We start from the raw sequence: 26,970 nt of genomic DNA on the forward strand, positions 1-26,970 counted from the left end.
TGCGATGGCAGCGCACAAGCACGATCCGGACCGTAACGCAGTGGAGGACAGCCTGCTGTTGCCACCGGCCCGACCTCCGGCAAATCCCCGCACTGGAAAGACCGCGATGCGGTCCTGAGGAGAGAGAACAGACCTGTTCTGTCATGCCGGGCCGTGACCAGACGCATGACGGCTACGTGTAGGCTGTGGGCAAAGTACAAACCGCGGAACGTCTTCGGGAAGTAGTTGACGCGCAATCGATTGCCGAACCGGATCAGGACCGAAGGTGATCAGGTCGGCATTGAAGTCATCCAGCCGGGGCACGAGTGCACGGATATCCCGATCCGTATGCCGGGACCGAAGACGGTTGAACGCCTGCCATCCGGCTGGATCATTGTCACTGGCAACGTAAAGCCGCTGCAGAATATCGGGCAGGATCAGCGCCCCGAGATGCGCTGCCGACAGAGCGGCAAGGACCGGCAGGTTCGGGAACAGCATTTTGAGGGTGAGCGCTGTCTCAAGACCTTCCGCCGCGATAGCAATGTCTCCCAACTGACCGAAATGAACGGCATGTCCCAGAAGCTGCCCTAGTGCCCGGCGTGGTTGGTCAACCGGTGCCTTGTCGCACGTTTCCGGGTCAAGCCAGGTACGATGAATGCCGGTGATCATGCCCTTGAGATCGGTGACCGCTGCAATCAACGCGGGCCAGACCTCAACCCCGGTCTCATTGCGGTAATAGCAATGCGGGTGGAACCGCAGGGCCGTGTGATCCTGGGTCAATTGCATACCCCTGCTACCCAGATACCGTTCGGCAAGTGTGCCCGTGATCGGGACTGATGCCGCAAACAGGCGGCGTGCCGCGGCAATCGGATCATAGGCATCCGAGCTGTCCTGAGAGACAGTAACCGGTGGTTCGGGAAGGCACGGCATGCCTAGAAAGTGTCGTGCTTCTGCCAGAGCATCGCGAAACGAAAGGCCACGATTGAGCATGATCAGATCGAGAAGATCACCATATTCACCGGTGGCGGCATCGCACCATTTCCCGGCACGGTACCCGCTGATACGGACAAAAAGACTGCGCCCCGGCGTGCCATGGACATCGCCGCATATCCAGTATTGTCCCTGCCTTCTGCCCGATGGTAGATAACATCGGCATACCGCCAGGGCCTGAGAGGCCAGCGCATCTGCCAGCATTCCCACCTGCATGATATCGCTCCTCAGAAAAGAAGCCCGATCCATAGCGGACCGGGCTAGAAGATAGAGACGGGATTATTCGGCTGCAGTCGCGACCGGTTCCGAAGGCCCATCATCCGGCTCGTCCTCGGCAACTGATTGCAGTTCCGGCGTCCGTAACGGCTCGGGCACCCAGCCGGTATCGTTCAGCAACTGCTCGGCCTCACGTACCATGCCCCCCTTCTTGAGGTGATCGATCCGTTGGGCAGTTTCCGTGCCCAGCGCCTCGGTGACCGCTTCGAGAATGCGGTTCTTCGGCACCCGCGAGAGGTAATTGTCCGCAGTCGGTTTCCAGCCGGATGTTGCCATATCGAGTTTCAGGACATCGGCAAGGATATCGGCATGACGGACGGCATCGCTGTGACGGTTCCAGGGTTCCGACACCGCATAGAGGGTCAGCGAGACGCAATGGGCAAACAGAGCCATACGGCTAAGCGCGACCAAGGCATTGATTCCTGAGCCCAGCATCAAGGCGAAGTTGAGCCAGAGCAATGCCAGCAGCACGCCGTAGTAGTCCAGACGGGCATGCGGTTCATCGCTGTGCAGCGTGCCAATCTCCAGGGTGCTGTCCCCGGAGGCTCGAAGTTGATGTCTGCGCATGAGCAGGCTTGCGATCGGACCACCGATGGTGCAGGCCGCGATCAGGCCAATCATGTTCGCCGCCAACCCCAGTTCCTGCGCCTGTGCAATGCCGAGGGTTTCAACGAAGTAATCGGACCAGGCCAAGGTAGTGCCCACCCCGCCGGTCAGGGAAATGGACCCGACCATGAGTCCGGCGCGCGGATCCAGGCCGAATGCGCGTGCCGTCTCCATCCCAACGAGGTTCTGCAGCGCCATGAAGCCGATGGCCAATCACGACAGGATCATCAAAGGCCGTCCATCATGGCGCAGCGTGCGAGCGTCGGTACTTAGGCCAATGGCGGCAAAAAAAGTACAGCAGAAGCGCGTCTCGTGCTTCCAGATCGAAACTGACCGTGACCCCTATCCCGTAAGTACAGGACGAAGACAACCAAGGCGCAGGCCAAGCCGCCCACCAAGGATTCCGGAATGCTGTAACGACGCAGAATGCTCGAACGCGCCACCAAGCCGTTGCCCACAAACAACAGCAGAATGGCGAGCGTGAAGCCATGGAAGGCATCGATCTTCATCGCACCTTCCCCCTGTCCAGGCAGGACAGCGCATGGCTGGCGGCGATCCACTCTTCGTTGGTGGGTTCGACTGCCACGATGACTTGGCTGTGGTCGGGGGAAATCGTCGCCGCGTCGCTGGCGTTGGCGTCAGTATCCAGGGCAACGCCAAGAAAACTCAGTGCCGCACAGACGCGCTCGCGAATGAAGGCGTTGTGTTCACCGACGCCCGCCGTGAACACGAGCATGTCCAGGCCGCCCAGAACAGCGACCAAGGCACCGATCTCGCGCACGATGCGACGCACGTAGAGGGCAAGCGCCAAACGCGCTCGCTCACCCGTTTCGCCTTCATCGTTCTCGTGCCGGACAATGATGCGCGGCTCGGCCGAGATGCCCGAAACGCCGAGCAGACCGGACTCGTGATAGAGGACACGCCCCACTTGTTCCAGTGAAAGCTTTTCGATCTCCATCAGGTAGAGCACGGTGCCTGGATCGAGCGCGCCGGTGCGGGTACCCATCATCAGGCCGTCAAGTGCGGAGAAACCCATGGTGGTGGCGACGCTCTGGAGCCCCTGCATGGCGCACAGGCTGGCGCCACTGCCCAAGTGGGCAACGATGGTGCGCCCGCGCGCCGCGTCGCCATGGCGCTCGGGCAAGGCCACCGCCATGTACGCATACGACAGGCCGTGAAATCCATACCGGCGTAGACCGCGCTCCCATGCGGCATAGGGCAACGGCAGAACCCGCTCGATCTTAGGGATGCTGTGATGGAAGCCGGTATCGAAGCAGGCCACCTGCGGCAGCTCCGGCTGTTCGCGCAGCAGGATATCGATGGCCTCCAGCGCGAATGGCTGGTGCAGTGGCGCGAGCGGGATGTATTCCTGCAAATCGGTGAGTACCTGGAGGTCCACGCGAACTGGCTTGAAATATTTACTGCCGCCGTGGACGATCCGATGAGCGACCGCACCGATCCGGCGGCCATCGAGTCGCTGACTGACACGATCGCGGATGAGGCGCAATGCGGCGCGATAGGGATGTGCCGTATCCAGTTCGATCGGGAACGGCGCAACCCCGGTCTCTCCGAAATCCGGATCGGCGCCGCCGATTCCCTGCACCTTGCCATTCCACAACGCCTGGCGAGGCAGTGGCGTGGCCGAGGGGTCGAACACGGCAAACTTGATGCTGGATGAACCGCAGTTCAGCACAAGGATCAGTCCGTGCTCGGGACGCCAGAAGCGGGCCTTGGTCGCATCCATCATGTCGTCCTCTTTTTGCCCAGCCCCGGTGACGTCGCCACGGTGTTCGGGTATGCCTGCGCTCTCATCGTCGTCAGACTCAGCGCGCTGTGTAACCGCCATCGGCGATGAGCTGGGTGCCCGCAAAGAAACTGCTTCCTTCCGATAGCAAAAACGCCACGGCATGGGCGATTTCGTCCGGGGTGCCCAGGCGACCGATCGGGTGCAGGCCGACGGCCTCCTCAAGGGCCGATTCACCCAGGAAATCCAGGATGGGCGTACGCACGTAACCAGGATGGATCGAGTTGATTCGGATCCCCTTGGCCGCATAAGCGAGCGCTGCCGACCGGGTCAGCCCGGTCACAGCATGCTTGGCTGCGACGTACGCGGGGTTCGCTGCATCGCCGACCACCCCCAGGATCGAAGAGACGTTGACGATGGCACCACCTCCTGAACGAAGGATCGCGGGAATCTGATAGCGCAGGCCATAGAACACGCCGTTCAGGTTGACATCAATCACCCGGCTCCAGGCGGCAGGGTCCAGTTCCCCCACTGGGCTCTGGTCGCCACTGATACCGGCGTTGTTGACCGCAAAATGAAGGTCGCCAAACGTATCGACCGCGCAGGCCACAGCAGCCTGAACCTGGTCGATGCGTGCCACGTCGGCCACATTGGCCACGGCTTGGCCGCCATCGGTGTTGATGAGCTTGGCGACGCGCTCGGCATTGTCGGCACTGACATCCGAGACGACGACACTCAAGCAGTTACTCGCAAGAAGTCGCGCGATGGCCTCGCCAATGCCGGATCCTGCACCGGTGACCAGGGCTACGCGGCCAGAAAATGAGTACTTCATAGTGTTTCCTCCAATGGGGTGGATACGTTGCTGATAAGTCGATTCACGGGGGTGACAGCCGATAGTGGTGCGCCAGCATCAGTGCTATCGCGCATGAGGCCATGCGTGTATCGCGCGAGTCGGCGCGGCTGGTCAGAATGACCGGCACTTTCGCTCCGAGGACGATTCCGGCGCTGGCTGCGCCGCCCAGGAATATCAACTGCTTGGCAAGCATGTTGCCGCTCTCCAGGTCAGGCACGACAAGGATGTCGGCCTGCCCGGCGACCTCGGAGACGATCCCCTTGGTGCGCGCAGCGGCGATGGAGATCGCGTTGTCGAAGGCCAACGGCCCGTCGAGCAGGCCGCCAGTGATCTGGCCGCGATCGGCCATCTTGCACAGCGCCGCCGCGTCGAGCGTGGCCGTCATTGTCGGGCTGACCGTCTCGACTGCGGCCAGGATTGCGACCTTGGGTTCGCGCACGCCGATCACCTGCGCCAGCTCGATGGCGTTGCGGATGATGTCTGCCTTCTGTTCCAGAGTCGGGGCGATATTGATCGCTGCATCGGTGACGATGAACGGGCGCGGATAGGCCGGTGTCTGCAACAGGAAGCAATGGCTGACCCGGCGCTTGGTGCGCAACCCCGCTGCTGCCGCAACCAGCGCGGACATCAGTTCGTCGGTGTGCAGGCTCCCTTTCATCAGGGCTTCGACTTCACCTGCGGCTGCCAAGGCGACGGCTTGCTGCGCAGCGGCGTGGCTGTTCGGGACGTCCACAATGGCGACGTCGGTCAGATCCAGCCCGGCCTCGGTCGCGACTGCTTCGAGCCGCCCTCGTGGCCCGACCAGCACCGGCTCGATCAACCCCGCGTGGCGCGCTTCGAGCGCAGCGGACAGGCTGGGGACATCGCACGGATGGACGACGGCTACCCGAATAAGTTGCAAGTGCGCGACATGCGCCATCAGGCGTTGCAGGCCTGTGTGACCCTGCGCATCCGGGTGGATTTCCGGCAACGCGGTGCGCGTTCGCTCAATGTGCTCAGTGGGCGCCGCGACCTCTACCTGGCCTTGGAAAACCGCCACCCCCTCCTGGTTGATGCAGGTGCAGGCCAGCGTGACATGGTGGGTGGCGGTGTCCTTGCTGGTCACCTGCATCTGCACGGTCAGCCTGTCGCCGGGCCGAACCGCCCCGAGGAAGCGCAGATTCTGGCTGACATGCAGGGTTCCTGGCCCCGGCAGGCGTGTACCCAGGACAGCCGAGATTAGGACGTTTGCACAAATGGCCTCCGTGGTGTCCCAAGAGCGTGAGGACACAGCACGTTCCGGATCCGCATCGCCCGATTGCAGCGCGAACATCTGGATGTCTTGAGACGAGAACGCGCGTTCGAGGCTGGCGCTGTCGCCAATGGCGATCTCGTCGAAGGTGCGGTTGCGCAGGACATGCCAAGCGCCGGCGGTGGCATCGCCGGGTGTGGACGACGTCGTCATTTGCCTTTCTCTCGCCGTGGTTGACTTGCCCGTAGCGCGGCTGGCGTCTTCGACGCAGTTTTCTTCAGAGGCGCCTTCGGCTTTGGCGAGGATGTCTTGGGTTTCGTGTCCACGGCCACAGCGGAGGTGTCATTGGCGGAGATTGGCATGGCAGGCGCCGAATTCGCGTCCACGACCGCGGCGGACGTTTCATTGGCGGGACTTGCCATGGCAAGCGCCGAAGCGGCCTGCGCCTGGTGTTCCGCCTGCTCGAACAGGGCGGCAACCTGCTCCAGCCTGGCTTGTTCTTGTGCAGACAGCACACCACCGCTACCAATCACTTGCACGATCATCCCCGCCACCTGGCGGATGTCATCAGGCGCTATGTTGTTCAGCAATCCGGGGATGGCGGACACCGTGGCGTCCTCGTCGAGCTTCATGAGCAAAGCCTGCCGACGCACGAGGTGGCGAAAGGCCTGCATGTCGAAGTCGTTTGCCAGACGGTGACGTACCAGTTTCTCTGCATGACGAAAGTGCCGACCGTCGGCCTCGCCACGCGCCGCGAGCACGAAGAACAGTGCCCGTATGGCTGCCTCGGCGAGCCCGCCGCTGTGAGTATCCGCTTCGAGTCGTGTCAACTCTTGCGCCAGATACTGGCGATGTTCGGGCGTCTCGCTGGGATGGAGCCGCGGCGGCGCATCGTCGTGCAGGCTCTGTCCTGTCATGGCCTGCACCAGCGGCAGGCTGTACAGCATGTCAAAGGCTTGTGCGTAGATCTGGTCGCGGCAATCACGGAATTGATCCAGCATCTGTTCGATGGCGGTGGAAAACTCTGCCTGCAGTTGCAGGAAAGGATTGGCCTCGGAGGCGGTCTGGCGATGTTCGCGCACGTGTTGCGCCGATTCTTGTACAGCGGCGGCCAGCGGGTGCCGATCGGACCACAATTCATAGCCCATGCGCAGTGGGTGCAGCGGCTCCAGCCACTTTGCGCTCTGGTCCGTGACCAGGGCACGGACCCACGGTTGCACGAAGCTGCGGTAGCAGGCCAGGTTGATCTCGGAGATCCGCGCGGCCGCGGCGAAATGGCGATCGCTCTCGGGGTTGGGGCGAACGATCTCGCGGACTTCATCGATATTGCTGCGCTGGATCCGGGTCAGGTAGGCGTCCCCGGTCGACCCACCTTCCGGTGTCTCGTCGGGATGATCCTCGATCTGTATGCGGTGGATACCGGCCGGCAGCACGTCGATGACGTCGATGTTGGCAGCGAACTCCTGGTGCTCTTTGCGCCCGACGCTGCCAGAGACGAAGATACCCAGATGCCCGATGCTGTCATGGGTGGCGTAGACGATGGTCTGGTCATGTCCCGCCACGTCCAGATCGTCGCGGTACAGATCGGTGATCCAGCCCAGAGCCTGGGGTGGCGGCGTGATGTTGTCCCCATAGGAGCAGAACACCACGATCGGCGAGCGGATGTTGCGCAGGTCGATGCGCAAGCCATCGGACGTCACCAGTTGGGCCGTACTCAGCTTGTTGCCGATGAACAGGTTATCGACGATGTACTGCATCTCCACGTCATTCAGGAAGACGTAGCCGCCCCAGTACTTCTCGAACTGCAAGTGACGAGGCCCTTCCGTGTCGACCTTGGAGTACAGGTTGTACTGTTTGCTCCAGAGCGTATTGGCCGGGTCCAGATTCTCGAAGTTCTGTACCAGCCAGGCACCGTCCCAGCGCCCGGCGCCAATGTCGCCGGTCAGCGCGGTCATCCAGCTTCCGCCGAGCAGGCCGCCCGCGTAGCGCATCGGCATGTCGCCCGCCCAGTACGACAGCGGCGCGCCGGCCACGATGATCGGCCCGAACAGTTCGGGCCAGACGGCGGCTGCCATCAGGATCTGCCAGCCTGCCTGGCAATTGCCGATGACCGCAGGCTTGCCGCGGCTGTCGGGGTGCAGATCGCCGACCATGCGCACGAAGGCCGCTTCGGCGCGCATGACGTCTTCGACGGTCTGGCCGGGAACGGGATCGGGCAGAAAGCCTACGAAGTAGCAGGGATGGCCAGCCTTGAGGGCCGCGCCGACCTCGCTATCGGGTTTGAAGCCGCCGATGCCTGGGCCGTGGCCCGCACGTGGATCGACCACCACGAACGGTCGCTTGTGGGGATCGCTCGGCGTGTCGGCTGGCGGCAGGATACGTACGAGGCCATAGTTGACCGGCTTCGGAAGGTCCAGCCCGGACATGATGACCTCAGAGGCGAAGTCGAGTACGTTCGGCGTCTGCTCCTGAAAATGCTCCTGGTACTGGTTGCCGCGTTGGCGGCGAACGTCGGCATACAGAACGGACCGCTGCCAGGCATCCACTGCATATTCGGTTGCCATCGCCGATAGTCGCAACGGGTCCCACAGCAAGTGTCCCCAATCGGTCGTTGGTGATGTCGTGGTGTCTCGATTCATGGCGATGGGCACTCCCTCTATGATGAAACTGAAAAATGAATGGAAAGGGGCCGCAGACACATCGTCTTGGCGGCCCTTCCTAAGTCAGTACATGTGCTGGCCACCATTCATCGACACGTTGCTGCCGGTCATGAACCCCGCAGACTCGCTGGCGATGAATGCCACCAGCGCGGCGATTTCCTCAGGCCGTCCCAAGCGGCCCACGGGAATACCGGCAACCACCTGCTTGACCACTTCCTCAGACATGCTCGTCACCATCTTCGTATCTAGATACCCTGGAGAAACTGTGTTGACCGTCACACCCTTGCGCGCCACCTCCTGCGCAAGGGCTTTGGTGAAGCCATGCATGCCGGCTTTGGCGGCGGAGTAGTTGGTCTGGCCGAACTGCCCCTTGGAGCCGTTGATGGAGGAGATGTTGACGATCCTGCCCCAGCCCCTGTCGAGCATGCCGACGATGAATGGCCGGGTGACGTTGAAAACGGAGTCGAGATTGACCCGCAGGACCGCATCCCAGTCGGCATAGCTCAGCTTGCGGAACGTGGCATCACGCGTGATGCCCGCGTTGTTGACCAGAATGTCGATGTGGTGACCGTCTGCTTGAATGAGGGCGGCCAGCTCCTGGCAGGAGGCATGGTCGGCCACATCCGCGCCGTAGGCGATGAAGTTGTAACCGTCGCCCGCCTGGGCTTCCAACCACGCGCCGATGCTGGCATTGCCAGGCGAGTGGATGACGAGCACGGTATGGCCAGCATCGTGTAAGGCTCGGGCGATTGCTTCGCCCAAGCCACCGTTGCCGCCCGTGACCAGGGCGGTGTATTGTTTAGCGGGCATTGTGGCCACCGGTCTTGCCCGGTGCCTCCTTGTCCTGTGCCGAGGCCCCCCCCCCCCACTGTTTGAAAATATCCTGGAACGGCAGTACCGCATCGCCCTGACCTACGGTCTGCGTGACCGATTTCTGCCAATCCTGAATGGCTTGCTGCAGCCCTTGGGTGAAGGTTGTCTGGTTCTTGATGGCGACTTGCGTCAGTGCCTGCGCGCCGCCCATCTGGTGCTGAAACTGACGCCAGAAGGCTTGTGCGGGCAGCGTGGCCAGCTCCTGCCAGTTCTCCGCCTTGAGCAGGCTTTCGATTTCTGCGCCGGACTCGGCAATGCCGTCTTTGCCCGCGCGCGCGGCGTTCTCCAACCATTGCTGGCCGTTTTCCTGCATCAGGCGCTGGAGGCGCAGCTGCAGTTCCAGGTTCGCATTGAACAGGTTGAGAGGGATGGTTTCATTGCTCATGGTCAAACTCCTTATTGGGTTGAGTGCCCACTCGGGCGGTCAAACGATCAGGCCATCTGGCCGATCGTTTTGCGAAAGCGTGCTAACGACAGGGAAAACAGAACCGTGCCGATCAGCGCCAGCGCCAGGAATGGCTGCCATACCGTTTCCAGGCCGGCGCCCCGGTAGAGGATTGCCTGGCTCAGTTCCACGAAATGGGTGGTCGGCGCGATCAGCATGATGTTCTGCACGATCTCGGGCATGCTTTCGCGCGGCGTGGTGCCTCCGGAAAGCATCTGCAGCGGCATGATGGTGAGCATCATCAACATGCCGAATTGGGGCATGTTGCGCGCCAGGGTGGCGATGAAGATGCCCATCGAGGTGGTGGCGAACAGACTTAGCGCCGCGCCAGCGAAGAACAACGCAATGGAACCCTCGACGGGAACGCCCAGGACGCCGCGCACCATGAGATTGAGGGAAAGGAAGGAGGCGATCAGCACGACCAGGGCCATCGACCAGACCTTGGAGAGCATGATCTGTCCGGGCGTAACCGGCATCACCAGCAGGTGCTCGATGGTGCCGTGCTCGCGCTCCCGGATCAGCGCCGCGCCGGTCAGGATGATGGACAACAGCGTGATGTGGTTGATGATCTGCACCACCGAGCCGAACCAGGCCTTGTCCAGCGCCGGGTTGAAGCGAGCGCGCAATGCCAGATCCACGGGTGGCGCGTCGGTGCCGCGGTAACGCTTGACGAACTCATTGACTTCACCTGTGAAGATCTGCTGGATATAGCCACTGCCGGTGAATGCCTGGCTCATGCGGGTGGCGTCGACATTGAGCTGCACGGCGGGCGATCGCCCCGCCAGCACGTCACGCTGGAAGTTGGGAGGAATTACCAGGGCGAAGGTGTACAGCCCAGCATCCATGCCCGGATCCACGTCCCCATAATCGATCATAGCCGGTGGCGTGAACTGCGGCGGGTAGAAAGCCGAAGCAACCCGCTGGGACAGCGCCGAACTATCCTCGTCGACGATGGCTATGGGCGCGTTGTGCAGTGTCTCCGGCATGGACGTGGCCGAGGTGTAGACCGACGCGGTGAACACATAGACGATGAGTACGAGCATCATCGGATCGCGCCACAGACTCCACAGCTCCTTGACACCAAGGTCGTAGATATTGGCCAGGTTTCTTTTGCCCATCTCAGCGCTCCTGCTTCTTGAGTAGCAAAACGGCCGCGCCGAGAATGACCGGGACCGACAAGAGCATCGACCACAGCGGCCCTGTCAGATCGGCCAGGCCGAGCGCTTTGCTGAACACGCCGCGACTGATGGAGATCATGTGCGTGGCGGGATAGATCTCGCCGATGAACTTGCTGGAACCTTCGAGCGAGGACACCGGATCGATCAGACCGGCGAACTGTGTGGCTGGTATCAGGGTGCCGATCATGGCAAAGAACATGGCCGCGATCTGGCTGCGGGTGACGGCGGAGGCCAGCAGTCCCATTCCTGTCGCGGCGAAGGAGAAGATCAGCGCGGCCAGCGCCAGGGTAAAAAAGCTGCCCGTGACTGGCACGCCGAAGACGGTAACCGCGAGCAGCGTCATTAGTAGGAAGTTCACCATGGCCAGGCCGACATAGGGCAGTTGCTTGCCAAGCAGGAACTCGAGGCGCGTCACCGGCGTGACGTACAGATTGGTGATCGAGCCCGTCTCTTTCTCGCGCACCACCGCCAGGGCGGTCAGCATCGCCGGCAGCATGAGCAGCAACAGGGGGATCACGGCAGGCACCATGGCTGGCAGGCTCTTGACATCGGGGTTGTAGCGAAAGCGCGTCTCGACGCTCGCGTTGCCTGCTGCGCTGGCGCCGCCGCGCTCGCGGGCCTGTGCCAGCAGCCAATGCTGGTGCATGCCCTGAACGTAGCCCTGGACGGTTTCCGCGCGTTGCGGCATGGCGCCATCGAGCCAGGCGCCGATCTGCACGTTCTGACCTCGCAAAACATCGCGGCTGAAGCCAGGGGGGATTTCGATGGCCAGCGACAGTTCGCCGCTGCGCATGCGCCGGTCGAGATCGTCGTAGTCGACGATCGGCGCGTGCTCGGTAAAGTAGCGCGAGCCGGCCAGGTTCAGTGTATAGCTTTGACTGAGCGTGGTCCTATCGCGATCAAGTACCGCATAACTCAGGTCTTCGACGTCCATGGTGATGCCGAAGCCGATCACGAACATCAGCAGCAGCGAACCGCCCAGCGCCAGGGTAGCGCGGACCGGATCCCGCTGCAGCTCCAGGGTCTCGCGCCATAGATAGCTGAACATGCGCTGCAAGCTGAAGCCTCCAGAGCGGTGCCCGCGGTGTTCAGCGGGTACCGCGGATGGCTGCTCCTCGTGATTGTCGGCCTCAGGCTGGCGGGGCGGGGCGGCTGTGCCTCCCTCGGCTTCGAGGAGGTAGCCGATGAAGGCCTCTTCAAGGGTTTTGGCGCCGCGTTTCTCGACCAGTCTGTCGGGCACGTCGCTGTCGAGCACCTTACCGGCATGCATCATCGACATGCGGTCGCAGCGTTCGGCCTCGTTCATGAAGTGAGTGGAAATGAAGACCGTCACCCGGTCGCGCCGCGACAATTCGATAAGCAGCCGCCAGAACGCGTCACGCGCCACCGGATCGACGCCGGAGGTCGGCTCGTCCAGAATCAGCAGCTCGGGCTTGTGCACCATGGCGACCGCCAGCGACAGTCGCTGGCGTATGCCCAGAGGCAGACTGGCCGACAGGCTGTCGATGACGTCCACCAGCCCAAAGCGCTCCACCATCTCGTTCACGCGGTCCGGAATGTCCTCCGGCGGGACACTGAACAGCTTGGCGTGTAATTCCAGGTTTTGGCGAACCGTGAGTTCACTGTAGAGCGAGAACGCCTGCGACATGTAGCCGACGCGGCGGCGGGTGTCCAGATCATGCGGATCCACTTCGTGGCCGAACAGCCAGGCCTTTCCCTCGCTCGCCGGAAGCAGGCCGGTGAGCATCTTCATCGTCGTTGACTTGCCGCAACCGTTGGAGCCGAGGAAGCCAAAGATCTCACCGCGCCGAATGCGGAATGAGACACTGTTGACGGCAACGAAGTCGCCAAAGCGCATTGTCAGCCCCTCGGCCGCAATGGCGATATCGTCCGCGCCGCCCTCCGGCAAAGGCGGAATGACTACCGCTTGGTGTCCCCGCTTTTTCTCTTCCGGAAGCAGGCGGATGAATGCCTCCTCCAGGTTCGGACTGTTTGTTTTTTCCAGCAATTCCTTCGGCGTGCCGGTGGCGAGGACCTTGCCGTCGTCGATGGCGGCGAGCCAGTCGAAGCGCTGTGCCTCATCCATGTAGGCGGTAGCCACGATCACGCTCATGCCGGGGCGATCGGCGCGGATGCGCTCGATGAGATCCCAGAACTGCGCGCGCGCCAGCGGATCCACGCCGGTCGTTGGCTCATCGAGAATCAGGAAATCCGGGTCGTGAATCAGCGCGCAGCACAGGCCGAGTTTCTGCTTCATGCCCCCGGAGAGCTTGCCTGCCGGGCGCTCAAGGAATTTGAACAGGCCAGTGGCCTGAGTGAGTTCATCGATACGCTGGCGGCGTTCCGCAGAGCCATGACCGAACAGGCGCGCGAAGAACTGCAGATTCTCCTCGACCGAGAGCGTCGGGTACAGGTTCTTGCCCAGTCCCTGCGGCATGTAGGCGATGCGCGGGCACACCTGCTTGCGATGGGCTTTGCTGGCCATATCACCACCCAGCACCTCGACCGTGCCCTCCTGGATGATGCGTACACCAGCCAGCAATGAGAGCAGACTGGATTTGCCGACGCCGTCGGGGCCGATCAGGCCGACCATCCGCCCGGCGGGAATGTCCAGGTCGATGCCATCCAGGGCCATGACGTTGCCGTAACGCAGCCGCACCTGACTGACGCTTGCAACGGTTACGGGTTGCGCACTGTGGCTCATACCTTACTCCGGCACGCGCAGAGACAGGTTCTCGGGCCACTCGGCATTGGCGTCGAGCTTGACCCAGGCCACACCGGGCAGCCCGGTCTTGACCTGCTCCAGGTGTTCACGCAACAGATCCTGGGAAATCTGCCCGCGCACGCGGAACATCAGCTTCTGCCGCTCGCTCGCGGTTTCCACCGTCTTGGGGGTAAATTGCGCCGCGCTGGCGACGAAGGAAACGGTGGCTGGAATAACAAAATCCGGCGCGGCATCCAGAATGACGCGTACCTCGGTGCCCAGCGCGACGCGGCCGGCCACGGTCTCTGGCAAGAAGAAGGTGATGTACACGTCCGACAGGTCGATCAGGTTCAGGACACGGCCGCCGGCTCCAAGCACCTCGCCGGGTTGCGCCACGCGAACCTGAACCCGTCCGTCGCGCGGGGCACGCAGTTCGCTGTCGCGGAGGTCCGCTTCGATGCGATTGATGCTGGCCGTGGCAGCGGACACGCTGGACCTCGCGCCGACAAACTGCGCCTTGGCGGCCTCGACCGCGGCGCGGGCAGCGGCGGTCTGTGCTTTGCTGGCCGCGAGCGTCGCCTGTGCGCCCCGTACGCGCGCCCGGTCATCGTCCAGTTCCTGGATCGAGGCGGCGCCCTCTTGGGACAGTGTCTGCGAACGTTTCAGCCGCCGTTGCGCAGCGTCGAGCTCCGACTCGCGCTGACCGACCAGGGCCTGCGCCGCAGCAACGTCGGCTTCGCGCAGCGCCACCTGTGCCCGCGCTGCGGTCACCGAGTGCTCCGCCTGCTGACGCATGGCGAGGGCCTCGTCGCGCTGCGCTTCCAGCGTTTCCAATTGCATTCTGGCCAATGGCTGGCCCGCCGCGACGAAGTCGCCTTCACGTACGAGGATGTCTTCGATACGACCGGGAAGCTTGGTGGCGATATCGACCTCGGTGGCTTCTATGCGGCCATTGCCGCTGACGAACCCTTCACCGGGTCCGCTGTCGGCAAGCTCCGTCCAGCCCCACCAAGCCAGCGCGATAACAACCGCTGCAGCGGCAACAACCAGGAGCTTTTTCTTGAGAGAAGGTGAGACAGTCATAGGTTTAGCGTGCCTTAACGGGTTGATGGGGTGGAAGCGGACGTCGAGGTTGCATCCTGCGCCTGGCCGGTTGCGGCGAGGGTGCCGCCGCCGAGCGCGGCATACAGCGCCACCTGGCTGGACAGCAGCGCACGGCGCGCCTGTACCAGCTGTTGACCGGCATCCAGCAAATCGCGTTGGGCGTCCAGCACTTCCAGGAAAGCGGCCGAGCCGTTGTCGTAGCGCAACTGGGCCAGCCGTGCGCGTTCGTTCTGCGCTTCCAGATTGGCCCGCTTGATAGTCAACTGCTCAGCCAGCCAGTACTTGGCGCTCAGCGCATCGGCCACCTCGCGAAAGGCCGTTTGAATGGTCTTTTCGTACCCGGCAACGGCGATGTCACGACGTACTTCGCTCAGTTCCAGGTTTGCGCGCCGCCGCCCGCCATCGAAGATGGGCAGCGACAAGGTAGGCATGAAGGTCCAAGCGCGGCTGCCGGAATCGAACAGGCCGTCAAGATCGGAACTGGCCGTGCCGAGGCTGCCGGTGAGCGCGATGCGCGGCAAAAACGCCGCACGGGCTGCGCCGATGTTGGCATCGCCGGCACGCAATTGGTGTTCGGCGGAAATGATGTCCGGGCGACTGACCAAGATCTCCGAGGGCAGCCCGGCCCGGAGTTCGGCCAGCACCGTTGTTTCATCGAAGGGTGCCTTGGCGGGCAGCGGACCAGGATCGGCGCCTACCAGCAGTGCCAGCGCGTGCAGTTGCGTGGCGCGCGCTTGCTCAAGCCGGGTTAGCAGCGTCTGAGCCTGGTTCAGCAAAGTCTGGACTTGAATGAGATCCAGCTTCGAGGTCGAGCCGACTTCAACGCGGCGCCGGAAAATGCGATAGGACTCCTCGCGGGTCGCGACGGTTTGCCGCGCGATGGCCACGCGTTCGTCTATCTCGCGCAAGCCCAGATAACCGTCGGCCACCTGGGCGATCAGCGCCAGGTGGACGGCCTGGCGGGCCGCGTCGGAAGCCAGCCAGCGTTGCAGGGCGGCGTCTTCCAAGTTTCGGATCCGGCCCCACAGATCCAGCTCCCAGGTGCTCAAACCCACCTCGGCCCGGTACTCGCCGCCGACCTGCGGCCGGCCCGACATGTTCAGGTCGCCAGGGACGCGGGCGCGTCCACCCTGGGCACCCACGCCCACGGCAGGAAATCGATCCGAGCGCTGAATGCGGAATGCCGCGCTGGCTTCCTCGACCCGCAGCGCGGCTAGGCGCAGATCGCGGTTGTTCTCCAGCGCGGTCTCGATGAGGCGTTGCAGCAAAGGGTCCGTGAAGTAGGCCTGCCAAGCAAGTTCTCCCGCGTAGGCACCCTCGGTGCTCGATCCAAGATGACCAGGCCAAACCTGGGGCACCGGCAGCGGCGGGGTATCAGGAGCAGGAGCGAGCGACATGCAGCCGGCTAATACGACGGCGCTCAGCGTCAGCGAGACAGTACGCAGTCTGAACTCAGGAAGTAAGGGAAAAGCTGGAGGCATGGTCACGTTCCGTACGCGGCTCAGGCTAATGGGGTCTGGTTGGAAAGCCGGAGAGGCGGTAGCCGCCCACGCAACGGGGGGGGGGGGCGTGGCTGATGTCCACGATCCGTCCGTTCTTTACTCGCAAGCGTTATCAAGCCCACGCCATCTCCTTATTGATGTGTGCACACCCTTGCCTCTTTCGGCTGGTTGATGAGGTGCTCTTCCTGTTTCACTTCCAGCGTTTCGGGTTCGTATAGATCCTTGCAAAGCGTGCGAACTAAAAAACGACTGGACGGTTGTTTTAGATTATACGGTACAATCCCGGAAACGCAATCAATAGTTCACTAGGTGTTTAGTCCCGGCATTTGATGGGGTATTATTATTCTCGGCATGGAGGGATGCATTATGGGACAAATTCTACACGGATGCGCCCGCACGACAGAGGCGGTGCGTCGAGCAATACAAGATAGTCAAGAGAGCCTGAAGGTTCTTGCTCAGCGCTATGGGATCAATCCGAAAACGGTTGCAAAATGGAAGAAGCGGAGCAGTGTTTCCGATCAGCCAACCGGTCCCAAAACGCCTCAATCGACGGTTCTGACAATTGAGGAAGAAGCCGTCATTGTGACCTTTCGCAAGCATGCACTTCTGCCTCTCGACGATTGTCTGTACGCCTTGCAACCGACGATCCCACACCTGACCCGTTCTTCCCTGCATCGCTGCCTGCAACGTCATGACATCAGTCGGCTGCCAGATATCGAGGGCGACAAACCGGTGCGCAAGAAGTTTAAACATTATCCGATCGGTTATTTTCATATCGACATTGCAGAAGTTCATACCGCACAGGGAAAACTTTACTTGCTGGTTGCCATTGACCGCACCAGCAAGTTTGCTTTTGCTCAGTTACATGAGAAAGCAACGCGCCGCATTGCCGCCGATTTTCTCCGTCAGCTCATCGAAGCTGTTCCCTATAAAATCCATACTGTCCTGACCGATAACGGTACCCATTTCACTGATCCCAAAGGCAATGGATGGAGCGTAACCGAAATCAGAGACATGCTTGAGAAAAAGGAACTTTTCCGATACCATGCCTTTGATCTGGCTTGCGCGCAGAATGACATTGAACATCGCCTGACCAAGCCCAGACATCCTTGGGCCAATGGGCAGGTTGAGCGCATGAACCGCACGATCAAGGAGGCGACTGTCAAGCGGTTCCATTATGTCAGTCATGATCAACTCAGGATCCACCTTACAGACTTTCTGAATGCCTACAATTTTGCCCGACGTCTCAAAACTCTGAAGGGCCTTACACCCTACGAATTCATCTGTAAAACATGGACAAACGAACCCAAAAGATTCGGACTTGATCCGATCCAGCAAATGCCGGGACTAAACAACTAGGGGATCCGTTGTGGGCCACCCTGTCTTCGCTGGCCGTCAGCGTGCTGATCGTCCTGCCTTTGATGATGCTGATGCGTGTTCCGGCACCGGCCGTGGGGCTGCGCTGCGGCTCAGGGGCCAGCATGGTGGTGGCTGGGAGGCGTGGTAGGCGTGGCCTATATCACCGCCGCGCTCGTATTGACGCCCAAGCTGGGCGCGGCCAGCTTCATCGTCAGCGTCATTGCGGGCCAGGTGCTGGCTTCGCTGCTGATCGATCACTACGGTTTGATGGGGCTGACGCCCAAGCCTGCCGGGGTGTGGCGGGTATTGCGCTGATCCTGGTGGGAATGGTCGTTGTGCAGATGAGTGGTTCGACAGCGGCTTCTGTGTCCGGCCCTGCGTCTTCCGCCGAACGGTCATGAGAGGAGTTCGCACTGGGCACGCTGTGCAATCAGGAGCTGATGCAGGCCGTCAAGGACATTGCCGCCGACACAGGCCTGGAGCATCGGCCCGTGGCGGACGGACAGCGCGTGGCTGGCATCTACCGGCGCTCCGTCATGCTCGCCAGCGGTCGCTACGCAATGCTTGATGACGGCATGGGGTTCAGTTTGGTGCTCTGGCGACCAATGATAGAGAAGAAACTGGGACAGCAGATTGCGGCAACGATGCGAGGCGGGGGGTATCTTGGGAGATTGGCAAACAGCGTGGGCCGTCCATCGGTTAAAGCACGTCGCATCAATTGGGATTCAATGGTTTCCAAAAGTCTCTGATTCTGATTCTCTATCAAGACAGAGAGGAGATAATAGATGGGAAAACCACATCCACAGGAATTACGTGAGCGCGTATTTGCTTTTGTTCAGGAAGGGCATTCACACCGGGAGTCGGCGCGCCATTCTCGGGTTTCGCCGCGTTTTGTGAACAACATGGTACTTTTATATCGGCGTACGGGCAGTCTTGCGGCAAAGCGTCAGGGTTCCGGGCCAGGCAAGGCCAAGCTGATTGCCCATAAGGACTGGCTTGAGGAGCGTCTTGCAGAGAATGGCGAGATAACACTTGATTAATTGCGTGTCGAACTGGCCGCGCAGGGTGTTGATGTCCATCGGGCGACAGTCGGGCGATTTCTCAAAAATATCAACTACAGCAATAAAAAAACACTTCACGCCAGTGAACAAAAACGGGCGGAAATTGTTCGTCAGCGCCAACACTGGACCCGTCGGCGCAAACCCTTCTTTGATCGGGCAGTAAACCGTCTGGTGTTTATTGATGAAACTTCGACCAACACAAAATTGACAAAACGCACCGGATGGTCGCCAAGGGGAATGCGCTGTCATGCCGACGCGCCGTTCGGGGGCTGGAAAACACAGACATTCATTGCCGGATTACGCTGTGATGGCCTTGTTGCACCATGGATACTTGATGCACCGATGAACCGCCGCTCCTTTGAAATATGGATCAAAACCCAACTTCTGCCCACCCTGTCATCCGATGATGTCGTTATTATCGACAATGTTGCTTTTCATAAAAGCACGCCAGTTTTGGAATTGCTCCGGGAAAAGGGCATATGGCTTTTGTTCCTGCCGCCATACTCCCCTGATCTCAATCCGATTGAATTGGCATATTCCAAACTCAAAGCGCTCTTGCGCAAAAGGGCTGCACGCTCTTTTGATGCCATCTGTGAGGCTCTTGCCGACATCTGTGATCTCTTTACCCCCGATGAATGCCGGAATTTCTTCTCTGCTGCCGGATATGAGGCATATTGAATGCGACACGCTTTAGCCCGCCATGACAGGTTTTATACGCGGGCGTCTTTCTTGAAAAAGTACGACAGCAGTAGTCGCTGCCATGAAGCCGACGGCTGCCCACAGCACGCCGCTGGCCAGTCCGCGATCCAGCAGGAGAGGATGATGAAGCGATTCATAAGGTGATAGCGGACCAATGCATTACATGGACGATGGCCACGGACAATCCAGATGCGTGCAGCAGATGGCAGTTGTCTAGCGCGGTATGGGTTGCTCTTCCCGCTGCGTCATGTCCTCTTTCAGAATGCGCTTGATTTCCAGCACTGCCGCCGCGTCCTGTTGCACGCTGTGTCCTGAAATGATGACTTTCTCGGACTGTGCGCCGGGAAGATGTGCGCTGCGGTAGGGGACAAGACCGTCATCGGAATCCTCGAGGGCCACGTCGGCATTGGCCTGGGCCACGATCGAGTGATAGCGCACCTGGGCAGAGATGGGAAAGTCCGCCGCCGCGAGCACGAAAGGATCGTTCTCGTCGAGGTTGTCGACGCTATTGGAGATATGCCCCAGGCTTTCGTGGCTGCTGGCTGCCGCATTGGGCGCCAGTGTGTGGGCGAGTTCTTCGAGCACCGTAACCGGGAAGCGAATGAATCCCGCCATCCAGCGCCCCAGGCATCCACCTGCGACCGATGTGCCCCGGTGCGGCGCTGCGATGAAGATGGCGCGGCTGACATGCGGGAAGGGCTCGAAGCGCAACATCGGATCTATGCGCTTGATCTGCAGCGGCGTCAGCCGACTGTGATCAGCAGCCAGCTGCACCAGCGACTGATCGGTTGACGACACCATCAACCGTGCGATGACGCCGCCCATGCTATGCCCCACCAGCACGAGGTCGGACGATGCCTGCGCCTGGCCGGAAGGATCGAAATGCGCCAGCGTATCCCCGAGCGCCCTGCGAATCATCGCGTGGTTCAATGCGATTGGCATGTTGGTGGGATAGTAGACCTGCCAGATCTGGTAATGCTGACGCAGGGCCTCATCGCCCAGGATTTCGTTGGTGAGTTCCACCCAGGCTTCCGGACTGCTGGCCAGTCCGTGGAGCATGACGATGACCCGCCTGTTCGGGTCATAGGGCTGCATCAGGTAGACGTGCGGACGGTCGATTCCACCCTCGCGCCCAAGCAGGCTGCGCAGCGACTGCCGGTTGAAGTTGGCGCGGGCCAGCCACAGTCCGTAGCCGGCGGTGAAATTGGCCGCCAGCGGTACGCGCTGCCCGCGCAGCATGATGGCCGACTCCACATAGGGGTCATGCACCGTCAAACGGACAGTGCGGGTATGCAGCACGCTGTCCAGGTCGTCTCCGTCCGGGTGCAGCAGAATCGTCATGGACGGCGCGGGCATCTCGCTCCAGGGTAGAGGCTGCCGATTGCGTTTGGCCGCTGGACGGCCATCCCGGGTGGGGGCGGAAGTCAGGGGTTCGTCCGGCATGACCGCCACCAGCTCGGCGCCGAAACCGTCGCGCCGGTAGAGGCTGCGCAGTCCGCGGAAAGACAGGGACGAGGCTGGCAGGAGTTCGGCTGGCACCGCCGTACTGCCCGGCAAGCGCGCGCTGCGCATATCCAGCTGCAGCTCCCAGCCTGCAATGTTCCAGCGGGTCTGCGCTGGCAACTGCGTAGACATTTGTTGCCGAACCTCAAACATCCCGGTGGCGGCACGTTCGACCGCATAGTTATACCAATCCCGCACTTGCGTCTGGCGATCCTCGAAGGCTCGCTCCCCAGGCGTATGGTCACCGAAGAACAGGTAGGCATAGGCATAACGAATGGTCTCAAGCCAGGCGGCTTGCTGCTCTGATCCGGGCTTCATGGCCTGAGCCTGTGCCAGCCACAGTTCGGACAGTGCAGCCAGGCGTCGATCCGCGGCAACGCCGGTCACGACGGCCAGGGCCTCGACGCAATCCGCTGAGATCGGTTTTGCGCAAGCCTGCGCATCCAATGCCGCCACCCTGATGGTCTGGGTCGTCGCATCGCTGAGTTTGCCGCGTGTCAGGATATCGCCGCGCTTGAGTTCGATGGCCTCGCCCGCATCCAGTGTATGAACCTCAACCACTGGGCCGAACTCACGCAGGATCGAGCAGCCCCCCAGCAACAGCGGGGCAATGACGAGCCACACTGCCATGCGGCAAGACTGCTGGAACCTCATGGAGATACCTCGTCGGCCGGCACGCCGGGCACACCTTGTCGAATCGACATCGAGAAGTCGTCTCCTGATGCGTCAGAGGCCAGTGCGCGTTCGTTGATGTGCCCCAGTGCCTGCAGTTCTGCGTAGCGATGGCCGGGCGTCAATCCGTGCAGGTCATGGATGTATTCCGCAAAGTGTCCGGACAGCAGCAGGCGATAGTCCATCGGTAATGCGGGCGCAATGAGCCGAGCCAGCTCGAATACGATGGTCGTGCAGTTACTGGTCAGTGTGTTGTAAAAGCGTGGTGTGCGCCGCAGTTCATTGGCCGCGTGCAGATACTCCAGAAACAACGCGCGGACATTCGCCTGACTCATCTGCAACCGATAGAGATAAACATCCTCGCCTCGCGCATTGCTGCGCGTACGCACAATGTCGCGCTCATCGGCGGCTACCAGGATCTGCTCGAACTGACGGAAGAATCCGCCGACCGCCGAGAAGGACTCGTTGCGCTCCTTGCGTATTTCCAGTGAGAACACTACCCGCTCGCCACCGTCGAAGCCGAACGACACCAGTGTGTGCGCAATGTGCGGTCCCATCCAGTAGGAAAGTACCAGGTCGGCACTGCTCAAGCGGTCCAGATCGTATGTGCGGTTCTCCCAATGCGGGGTGTAGTCGGTTTCGCTGCGCCACTCGAAGTTACGTACATTTTTCAGGTGAACGTGGCTGCCGTCGATTCCGGCCTCCAGCAACTGGGCGACATCGTCAGCCCATGCGCGTTGGTGTGATGGCTGCAGCGTTCCCCACCACATGAGCAGGGCTGCCGTTGCGGCCCCGAACACGAATCCGGCGATCCTGCGTGTCCGTCTTTCAAGCAGGCCTGCCAGCGACACTGCGACGGACAGCCCCGAGGCAGACCACGCCAGAGTGGCGATCCAGCGAGCCGCTGAATGTTGCGGCATCTGGTGCCACAGGGCCAGGGTGCCCCACGCAGTCAGCAATAGCACCGCAATGCCGATCACCCGGCGCATGGGGAGGTGCCTGACTTTTTGCGTCACCTTGCTCATCGAGGCTCCAAAAGCTCAAGCAGCAGTTGCCGATGCGCATCCTGTAACTGCACCAGCGCTATGGAAGGGTTGCCCCTGGATAGCATTGACGAGCTCAGCCATAGCAGTGCGGGAGCGAGCGCCAGCGGGAAAAAGTGCTCGGTCAAGACGCCCGGACGAATGATGTCCCGTTCTATGTTGCGTTGGATGATGAGCTGCGCCCGCTCTTTCAGTCCGTGTGCAACTTCGTTGTGCCAACGCTGCACCAGCTCTGGTGTTCTGGCGCTTTCGGCCAGAAGCAGCCGGTAAATCGACATCGTGGCAGGGGAGCTAAAGGTCGCGTATAGGCGATCCAGGTAGACATCGACCAGCTCTGGCAACGTCAGATCTTCATCCGGGAGCCAGCCCTGGAAATCGCAAATCTGCTTTGTCGTACGTTCGAGCAAGGCATGAAAAATTTCTTCCTTGCTTTTGAAGTGGGCGTAGATGCCAGCCTTGGACAGGCCTGCGCATTCCGCCAGGCGCTCCATTGACACGGCGTTGTACGTCCGATCTGCAAACTCGATCAGGGCCGCGTCCAGTATTTCCTCTTTCCTGGCCACTGAAGGCAAGTAGCGGCGCTTGTCTGGCACGTCATTATTTTTCTTGGTTGGCATTCAAAGGCCCCTGTTCTGGATTCTGCTGGATTGTCCCATGGGCTGATCACCGGTTCCACCATGAAAACATGCTCAGCCCAGGCCAAGCAGTTCCAACTTACGGGTATGTAGTGCCTAGTTGTTTAGTCCCGGCATTTGCTGGATCGGATCAAGTCTGAATCTTTTGGGTTCGTTTGTCCATGTTTTACAGATGAATTCGTAGGGTGTAAGGCCCTTCAGAGTTTTGAGACGTCGGGCAAAATTGTAGGCATTCAGAAAGTCTGTATGAATAGCCCCTGGAATTGTAGACACCCGGTTTGATCAGATTTTTCGTCTTTCGAATTCGACGGGTGACAACATCCCGTTGGTACTATGTTTGCGCTTCGGGTTGTAGAACATTTCTATGTAATCGAAGACATCCTGACGTGCCTCATCCCGTGATTTATAGACCCTGCAGCGGATGCGTTCGCGTTTAAGCAAGTTGAAGAAACTTTCGGCAACAGCATTGTCATAACAGTTCCCACGGCGGCTCATACTATGTTCAAGATTGTGCTGACGAAGGAAAGCGGCCCAGTCGATGCTGGTATATTGGGAACCCTGATCAGAATGGATCAGCACCCTGTTCTTTGGCTTACGCCGCCAGACGGCCATCAGCAAGGCTTGCAGAACAACCTCTGTATCTTGTCGCTGCTTCAATGCCCAGCCAACCACCATGCGGGAATAAAGGTCAATTACGACGGCAAGATACGCAAATCCTTCCTGTGTCTTGATATAGGTGATATCGGTCACCCAAACGGTATTTGGTCTGGCGGTATCAAACTGCCGATCCAGTTTGTTGTCAGCGACGACAGCCGGTTTGCGGCCATATTTGCCGGGACGCTTCTTGTAACCGATCCGGGCGCGTATGCCTGCATTGCGGGCCAGTCGGGCAACACGGTTCGGACTGCAACTCTTCCCCCATATCCAGCAGATCATCATGGATTTTGCGGTAGCCATATACCTGACCGCTGTCTTCCCATATCTGGCGAACAAGCGCGGTCTGCCTTTGATCTTCCAGAAACCGGGCGCTGTGTGGTTTCTTCTGCCAAGCATAAAAGCCACTGGGATGAACCTGCAAACACCGGCACATGGTGCGCACCGAGTAGACCCGGCGATGCTGGTCAATAAACGCGTACCTCATTTTGCATCCCTGGCGAAGTACGCGGTTGCCTTTTTTAGAATATCGCGCTCCTCGGTGATCCGGGCGAGTTCTTGCTTCAGGCGGCGTATCTCGGATGATTGTTGATCAGCTTCAGCAATCGTATCAGGGGACTTGCTGAACTTCTTCTTCCACACATACAGGGAATGTGTGCTGACACCGAGACGAGCAGAAACTTCCGCTACTGAGTAACCTCGTTCTGTAATCTGGCGAACGGCATTGATTTTGAACTCATCGGTAAAATGACTCTTGGGCATCGTAAACTCCTTGCCTCACTTTATAAGTGATGGGGTGTCTACAATTCCAGGGGCTATTCATCTTGGTCAAGGAGGTCTTCGTAGACACGATGTAACAATAAAACACCCCGCTTGGCTTTCGCCGAGCGGGGTGTTTTGTTTTACGGCTTTGTTATATCTCACAAAGGAGCGATTTATAACAGAAGTGGTTGCGGGGAGAGGATTTGAACCTCTGACCTTCAGGTTATGAGCCTGACGAGCTACCGGGCTGCTCCACCCCGCGTCAGGGTGATGATTAACCGGTGGGTTAAACAGATAACGCCGCATCATGGAGTGAGGCGGCGCTGGATGTTTTGTGTGATGAGGGAATATTTGCTGTGTTTTGAAGGCCCGGCGGTGACCTACTCTCCCGTGCCTTAAGACAAAGTACCATCGGCGCAGGCAGGTTTCACTTCTGAGTTCGGGATGGGATCAGGTGGTTCCCGGCCGCTATGGCCACCGGGCCGTCGAAACACAGCGAAGAGATCGGAGATTTTGTGATGCGATATTGGTTGATTGCGTATTTGCGGGTTTTACCGCTGCGCAAGAAGTCAGAATGTTCAATTAGCAAGAGGGATCAATCAAGCCGATCGATCAATTAGTACTGGTTAGCTTCACGTGTTGCCACGCTTCCACACCCAGCCTATCAACCTGGTGGTCTTCCAGGGATCTGATAGGGATACCTAGTCTTGAAGGGGGCTTCCCGCTTAGATGCTTTCAGCGGTTATCCCTTCCGCACTTAGCTACCCGGCGATGCTCCTGGCGGAACAACCGGTACACCAGAGGTGCGTCCATCCCGGTCCTCTCGTACTAGGGACAGCTCTTCTCAAGTATCCTACGCCCACGGCAGATAGGGACCGAACTGTCTCACGACGTTCTAAACCCAGCTCACGTACCACTTTAATTGGCGAACAGCCAAACCCTTGGGACCTGCTCCAGCCCCAGGATGTGATGAGCCGACATCGAGGTGCCAAACACTCCCGTCGATGTGGACTCTTGGGGAGTATCAGCCTGTTATCCCCGGCGTACCTTTTATCCGTTGAGCGATGGCCCTTCCACGCGGGACCACCGGATCACTATGACCGACTTTCGTCTCTGCTCGACTTGTCAGTCTCGCAGTCAGGCAGGCTTTTGCCATTGCACTCTTAAGCTGATGTCCGACCAGCCTGAGCCTACCATCGCGCGCCTCCGTTACTCTTTGGGAGGCGACCGCCCCAGTCAAACTACCCGCCATGCAGGGTCCCGGATCCGGATAACGGACCTCGGTTAGATATCAGGAAGCAAAAGGGCGGTATCTCAAAGGTGGCTCCACCGAAGCTGGCGCTTCGGGTTCATAGCCTCCCGCCTATTCTGCACATTCACATCCTGATACCACTGCAAAGCTGTAGTAAAGGTGCACGGGGTCTTTCCGTCTGACCGCGGGTACTCCGCATCTTCACGGAGAATTCAATTTCGCTGAGTCGATGTTGGAGACAGTGGGGAAGTCGTTACGCCATTCGTGCAGGTCGGAACTTACCCGACAAGGAATTTCGCTACCTTAGGACCGTTATAGTTACGGCCGCCGTTTACCGGGGCTTCAATTCAATGCTTGCACATCTCCTCTTAACCTTCCGGCACCGGGCAGGCGTCAGACCCTATACGTCGTCTTGCGACTTCGCAGAGCCCTGTGTTTTTAGTAAACAGTCGCCACCCCCTGGTCTGTGCCCCCACCGTAAAGTTGCCTTCACGGTGGGCCCCCTTCTCCCGAAGTTACGGGGGCAATTTGCCGAGTTCCTTCAACATCGTTCTCTCAAGCGCCTTGGTATATTCAACCTGCCCACCTGTGTCGGTTTCGGGTACGGTCCATATGTGAGAGTTATTTCCTGGACCTCCTTGGCAGCTTCTCCAATCCAATAAGGAAAAACTACTTCCAGAGGCCGTCACTTCTCACGGGTACAGGAATATTAACCTGTTTCCCATCGACTACGCGTTTCCGCCTCGTCTTAGGGGCCGACTCACCCTGCGCGGATTGGCCTTGCGCAGGAACCCTTGGGCTTTCGGCGAGGGAGGTTCTCACTCCCTTTGTCGCTACTCATGTCAGCATTCTCGCTTCCGATACCTCCAGCATACCTTACGGTACACCTTCACAGGCTTACGGAACGCTCCGCTACCACTTGTTCTATAAAGAACAAATCCGCAGTTTCGGTGTGTGGCTTGAGCCCCGGTACATCTTCGGCGCGGGACAGCTTATTTAGACCAGTGAGCTGTTACGCTTTCTTTAAACGATGGCTGCTTCTAAGCCAACGTCCTGGTTGTCTTGGCCGTCCTACATCCTTTCCCACTTAGCCACAACTTTGGGACCTTAACTGGCGGTCTGGGCTGTTTCCCTCTCGACCACGGACCTTAGCACCCGTAGTCTGTCTGCCAGATAGTACTCATC

General features: G+C 60.0%; 21 protein-coding genes, 1 tRNA gene, 2 rRNA genes and 2 pseudogenes (1 of these 26 only partly in view). 5 read left to right on the top strand and 21 right to left on the bottom strand.

Annotated features, from left to right (window positions below; translation table 11 throughout):
• Positions 1-141: 141 nt before the first annotated feature.
• From TH3_RS14560 to TH3_RS14615, 13 genes are all read right to left on the bottom strand, one after another.
• Entirely contained in the window at positions 142-1,185 is a 1,044-nt protein-coding gene (locus tag TH3_RS14560; RefSeq protein WP_007092089.1) for a DUF7146 domain-containing protein, read from the bottom strand.
• 63 nt (positions 1,186-1,248) lie between these two features.
• On the bottom strand, positions 1,249-2,064 hold the full coding sequence (locus TH3_RS23335) for a sodium/glutamate symporter (protein ID WP_254843752.1): 816 nt from the start codon (positions 2,062-2,064) through the stop codon (positions 1,249-1,251).
• A gap of 56 nt (positions 2,065-2,120) precedes the next feature.
• Positions 2,121-2,360 (bottom strand): sodium/glutamate symporter, encoded by a 240-nt coding sequence (locus TH3_RS23460; RefSeq protein WP_254843753.1) that lies wholly within the window; start codon positions 2,358-2,360, stop codon positions 2,121-2,123.
• A complete protein-coding gene (locus TH3_RS14570) occupies positions 2,357-3,598 on the bottom strand; it encodes an acetate/propionate family kinase (RefSeq protein WP_040061054.1) in 1,242 nt (413 codons plus the stop codon). Before TH3_RS14570 ends, TH3_RS23460 begins: the two co-directional genes overlap by 4 nt.
• Before the next feature lie 76 nt (positions 3,599-3,674).
• Complete coding sequence (locus tag TH3_RS14575) at positions 3,675-4,427, bottom strand: SDR family NAD(P)-dependent oxidoreductase (RefSeq protein ID WP_007092091.1); 753 nt, start codon at positions 4,425-4,427, stop codon at positions 3,675-3,677.
• A gap of 43 nt (positions 4,428-4,470) precedes the next feature.
• Entirely contained in the window at positions 4,471-5,892 is a 1,422-nt protein-coding gene (locus tag TH3_RS14580; protein ID WP_007092092.1) for a bifunctional enoyl-CoA hydratase/phosphate acetyltransferase, read from the bottom strand.
• A complete protein-coding gene (locus TH3_RS14585) occupies positions 5,889-8,318 on the bottom strand; it encodes a TerB family tellurite resistance protein (RefSeq protein ID WP_040059993.1) in 2,430 nt (809 codons plus the stop codon). The genes TH3_RS14580 and TH3_RS14585 overlap by 4 nt, the downstream gene beginning before the upstream one ends.
• 84 nt (positions 8,319-8,402) lie before the next feature.
• Positions 8,403-9,149: an acetoacetyl-CoA reductase gene (phbB, locus tag TH3_RS14590; protein WP_007092094.1), complete on the bottom strand. Its 747-nt coding sequence runs from the start codon at positions 9,147-9,149 to the stop codon at positions 8,403-8,405.
• Positions 9,139-9,597 (bottom strand): phasin family protein, encoded by a 459-nt coding sequence (locus TH3_RS14595; protein ID WP_007092095.1) that lies wholly within the window; start codon positions 9,595-9,597, stop codon positions 9,139-9,141. Before TH3_RS14595 ends, phbB begins: the two co-directional genes overlap by 11 nt.
• A gap of 47 nt (positions 9,598-9,644) precedes the next feature.
• Positions 9,645-10,775 (bottom strand): ABC transporter permease, encoded by a 1,131-nt coding sequence (locus tag TH3_RS14600; protein WP_007092096.1) that lies wholly within the window; start codon positions 10,773-10,775, stop codon positions 9,645-9,647.
• A 1-nt stretch (position 10,776) separates the two neighbouring features.
• Positions 10,777-13,539: a ribosome-associated ATPase/putative transporter RbbA gene (gene rbbA / locus TH3_RS14605; protein WP_007092097.1), complete on the bottom strand. Its 2,763-nt coding sequence runs from the start codon at positions 13,537-13,539 to the stop codon at positions 10,777-10,779.
• 3 nt (positions 13,540-13,542) lie between these two features.
• The gene (locus TH3_RS14610; protein ID WP_007092098.1) at positions 13,543-14,622 is read right to left on the bottom strand and encodes an HlyD family secretion protein; all 1,080 of its coding nucleotides are present in this window, start codon (positions 14,620-14,622) and stop codon (positions 13,543-13,545) included.
• 14 nt (positions 14,623-14,636) lie between these two features.
• Positions 14,637-16,124, bottom strand: a complete 1,488-nt coding sequence (locus tag TH3_RS14615) for an efflux transporter outer membrane subunit (protein ID WP_040060000.1) — start codon at positions 16,122-16,124, stop codon at positions 14,637-14,639.
• Positions 16,125-16,511: 387 nt separating this feature from the next.
• Between TH3_RS14615 and TH3_RS14620 the strand changes: the two genes are divergently transcribed.
• From TH3_RS14620 to TH3_RS22685, 5 genes are all read left to right on the top strand, one after another.
• Positions 16,512-17,504: an IS481 family transposase gene (locus TH3_RS14620; protein WP_040060002.1), complete on the top strand. Its 993-nt coding sequence runs from the start codon at positions 16,512-16,514 to the stop codon at positions 17,502-17,504.
• Between the two features lie 75 nt (positions 17,505-17,579).
• On the top strand, positions 17,580-17,819 hold the full coding sequence (locus TH3_RS23175; RefSeq protein WP_256376838.1) for a DMT family transporter: 240 nt from the start codon (positions 17,580-17,582) through the stop codon (positions 17,817-17,819).
• A 107-nt stretch (positions 17,820-17,926) separates the two neighbouring features.
• Positions 17,927-18,253 (top strand): DUF3363 domain-containing protein, encoded by a 327-nt coding sequence (locus TH3_RS14630; RefSeq protein ID WP_476718194.1) that lies wholly within the window; start codon positions 17,927-17,929, stop codon positions 18,251-18,253.
• Positions 18,254-18,289: 36 nt separating this feature from the next.
• Positions 18,290-18,544, top strand: a complete 255-nt coding sequence (locus TH3_RS23585) for a COG3415 family protein (protein WP_371456291.1) — start codon at positions 18,290-18,292, stop codon at positions 18,542-18,544.
• A complete protein-coding gene (locus TH3_RS22685; protein ID WP_371456293.1) occupies positions 18,545-19,243 on the top strand; it encodes an IS630 family transposase in 699 nt (232 codons plus the stop codon). It begins immediately after the preceding gene.
• 234 nt (positions 19,244-19,477) lie between these two features.
• On the opposite strand, the gene TH3_RS14645 is transcribed toward TH3_RS22685, so the two are convergent.
• From TH3_RS14645 to TH3_RS14680, 8 genes and pseudogenes are all read right to left on the bottom strand, one after another.
• Positions 19,478-21,397 carry an esterase/lipase family protein gene (locus TH3_RS14645; RefSeq protein WP_007092103.1) on the bottom strand — a complete coding sequence of 640 codons (1,920 nt, stop codon included), beginning with the start codon at positions 21,395-21,397 and terminating at the stop codon, positions 19,478-19,480.
• Positions 21,398-21,417: 20 nt separating this feature from the next.
• Positions 21,418-22,464: an Lnb N-terminal periplasmic domain-containing protein gene (locus tag TH3_RS14650; protein WP_007092104.1), complete on the bottom strand. Its 1,047-nt coding sequence runs from the start codon at positions 22,462-22,464 to the stop codon at positions 21,418-21,420.
• Positions 22,461-23,099: a TetR/AcrR family transcriptional regulator gene (locus TH3_RS14655; RefSeq protein ID WP_007092105.1), complete on the bottom strand. Its 639-nt coding sequence runs from the start codon at positions 23,097-23,099 to the stop codon at positions 22,461-22,463. Before TH3_RS14655 ends, TH3_RS14650 begins: the two co-directional genes overlap by 4 nt.
• A 114-nt stretch (positions 23,100-23,213) precedes the next feature.
• A pseudogene (locus tag TH3_RS22880) lies at positions 23,214-23,360 on the bottom strand (IS481 family transposase); the annotation flags it as partial.
• Positions 23,361-23,399: 39 nt separating this feature from the next.
• Positions 23,400-24,533 (bottom strand): annotated as a pseudogene (locus TH3_RS14660) (IS3 family transposase).
• 185 nt (positions 24,534-24,718) lie between these two features.
• Positions 24,719-24,795: transfer RNA gene (locus TH3_RS14670), tRNA-Met, on the bottom strand.
• Between the two features lie 105 nt (positions 24,796-24,900).
• Positions 24,901-25,015 (bottom strand): 5S ribosomal RNA (gene rrf / locus TH3_RS14675).
• A 113-nt stretch (positions 25,016-25,128) separates the two neighbouring features.
• Positions 25,129-26,970 (bottom strand): 23S ribosomal RNA (locus TH3_RS14680) (it continues 908 nt past the right edge of the window).

Origin of the sequence: Thalassospira xiamenensis M-5 = DSM 17429 (genome assembly GCF_000300235.2) — a bacterium.
GTDB lineage: Bacteria > Pseudomonadota > Alphaproteobacteria > Rhodospirillales > Thalassospiraceae > Thalassospira > Thalassospira xiamenensis.

Excerpts from the sequence above, each read along its gene's own strand:
- TH3_RS14560 (WP_007092089.1), bottom strand. The coding sequence starts at position 1,185 with ATGCAGGTGGGAATGCTGGCAGATGCGCTGGCCTCTCAGGCCCTGGCG.
- TH3_RS23460 (WP_254843753.1), bottom strand. The coding sequence starts at position 2,360 with ATGAAGATCGATGCCTTCCATGGCTTCACGCTCGCCATTCTGCTGTTG.
- TH3_RS14570 (WP_040061054.1), bottom strand. The coding sequence starts at position 3,598 with ATGATGGATGCGACCAAGGCCCGCTTCTGGCGTCCCGAGCACGGACTG.
- TH3_RS14575 (WP_007092091.1), bottom strand. The coding sequence starts at position 4,427 with ATGAAGTACTCATTTTCTGGCCGCGTAGCCCTGGTCACCGGTGCAGGA.
- TH3_RS14580 (WP_007092092.1), bottom strand. The coding sequence starts at position 5,892 with ATGACGACGTCGTCCACACCCGGCGATGCCACCGCCGGCGCTTGGCAT.
- TH3_RS14585 (WP_040059993.1), bottom strand. The coding sequence starts at position 8,318 with ATGAATCGAGACACCACGACATCACCAACGACCGATTGGGGACACTTG.
- phbB (WP_007092094.1), bottom strand. The coding sequence starts at position 9,149 with ATGCCCGCTAAACAATACACCGCCCTGGTCACGGGCGGCAACGGTGGC.
- TH3_RS14595 (WP_007092095.1), bottom strand. The coding sequence starts at position 9,597 with ATGAGCAATGAAACCATCCCTCTCAACCTGTTCAATGCGAACCTGGAA.
- TH3_RS14600 (WP_007092096.1), bottom strand. The coding sequence starts at position 10,775 with ATGGGCAAAAGAAACCTGGCCAATATCTACGACCTTGGTGTCAAGGAG.
- rbbA (WP_007092097.1), bottom strand. The coding sequence starts at position 13,539 with ATGAGCCACAGTGCGCAACCCGTAACCGTTGCAAGCGTCAGTCAGGTG.
- TH3_RS14610 (WP_007092098.1), bottom strand. The coding sequence starts at position 14,622 with ATGACTGTCTCACCTTCTCTCAAGAAAAAGCTCCTGGTTGTTGCCGCT.
- TH3_RS14615 (WP_040060000.1), bottom strand. The coding sequence starts at position 16,124 with ATGCCTCCAGCTTTTCCCTTACTTCCTGAGTTCAGACTGCGTACTGTC.
- TH3_RS14620 (WP_040060002.1), top strand. The coding sequence starts at position 16,512 with ATGGGACAAATTCTACACGGATGCGCCCGCACGACAGAGGCGGTGCGT.
- TH3_RS23585 (WP_371456291.1), top strand. The coding sequence starts at position 18,290 with ATGGGAAAACCACATCCACAGGAATTACGTGAGCGCGTATTTGCTTTT.
- TH3_RS14645 (WP_007092103.1), bottom strand. The coding sequence starts at position 21,397 with ATGGCAGTGTGGCTCGTCATTGCCCCGCTGTTGCTGGGGGGCTGCTCG.
- TH3_RS14650 (WP_007092104.1), bottom strand. The coding sequence starts at position 22,464 with ATGAGCAAGGTGACGCAAAAAGTCAGGCACCTCCCCATGCGCCGGGTG.
- TH3_RS14655 (WP_007092105.1), bottom strand. The coding sequence starts at position 23,099 with ATGCCAACCAAGAAAAATAATGACGTGCCAGACAAGCGCCGCTACTTG.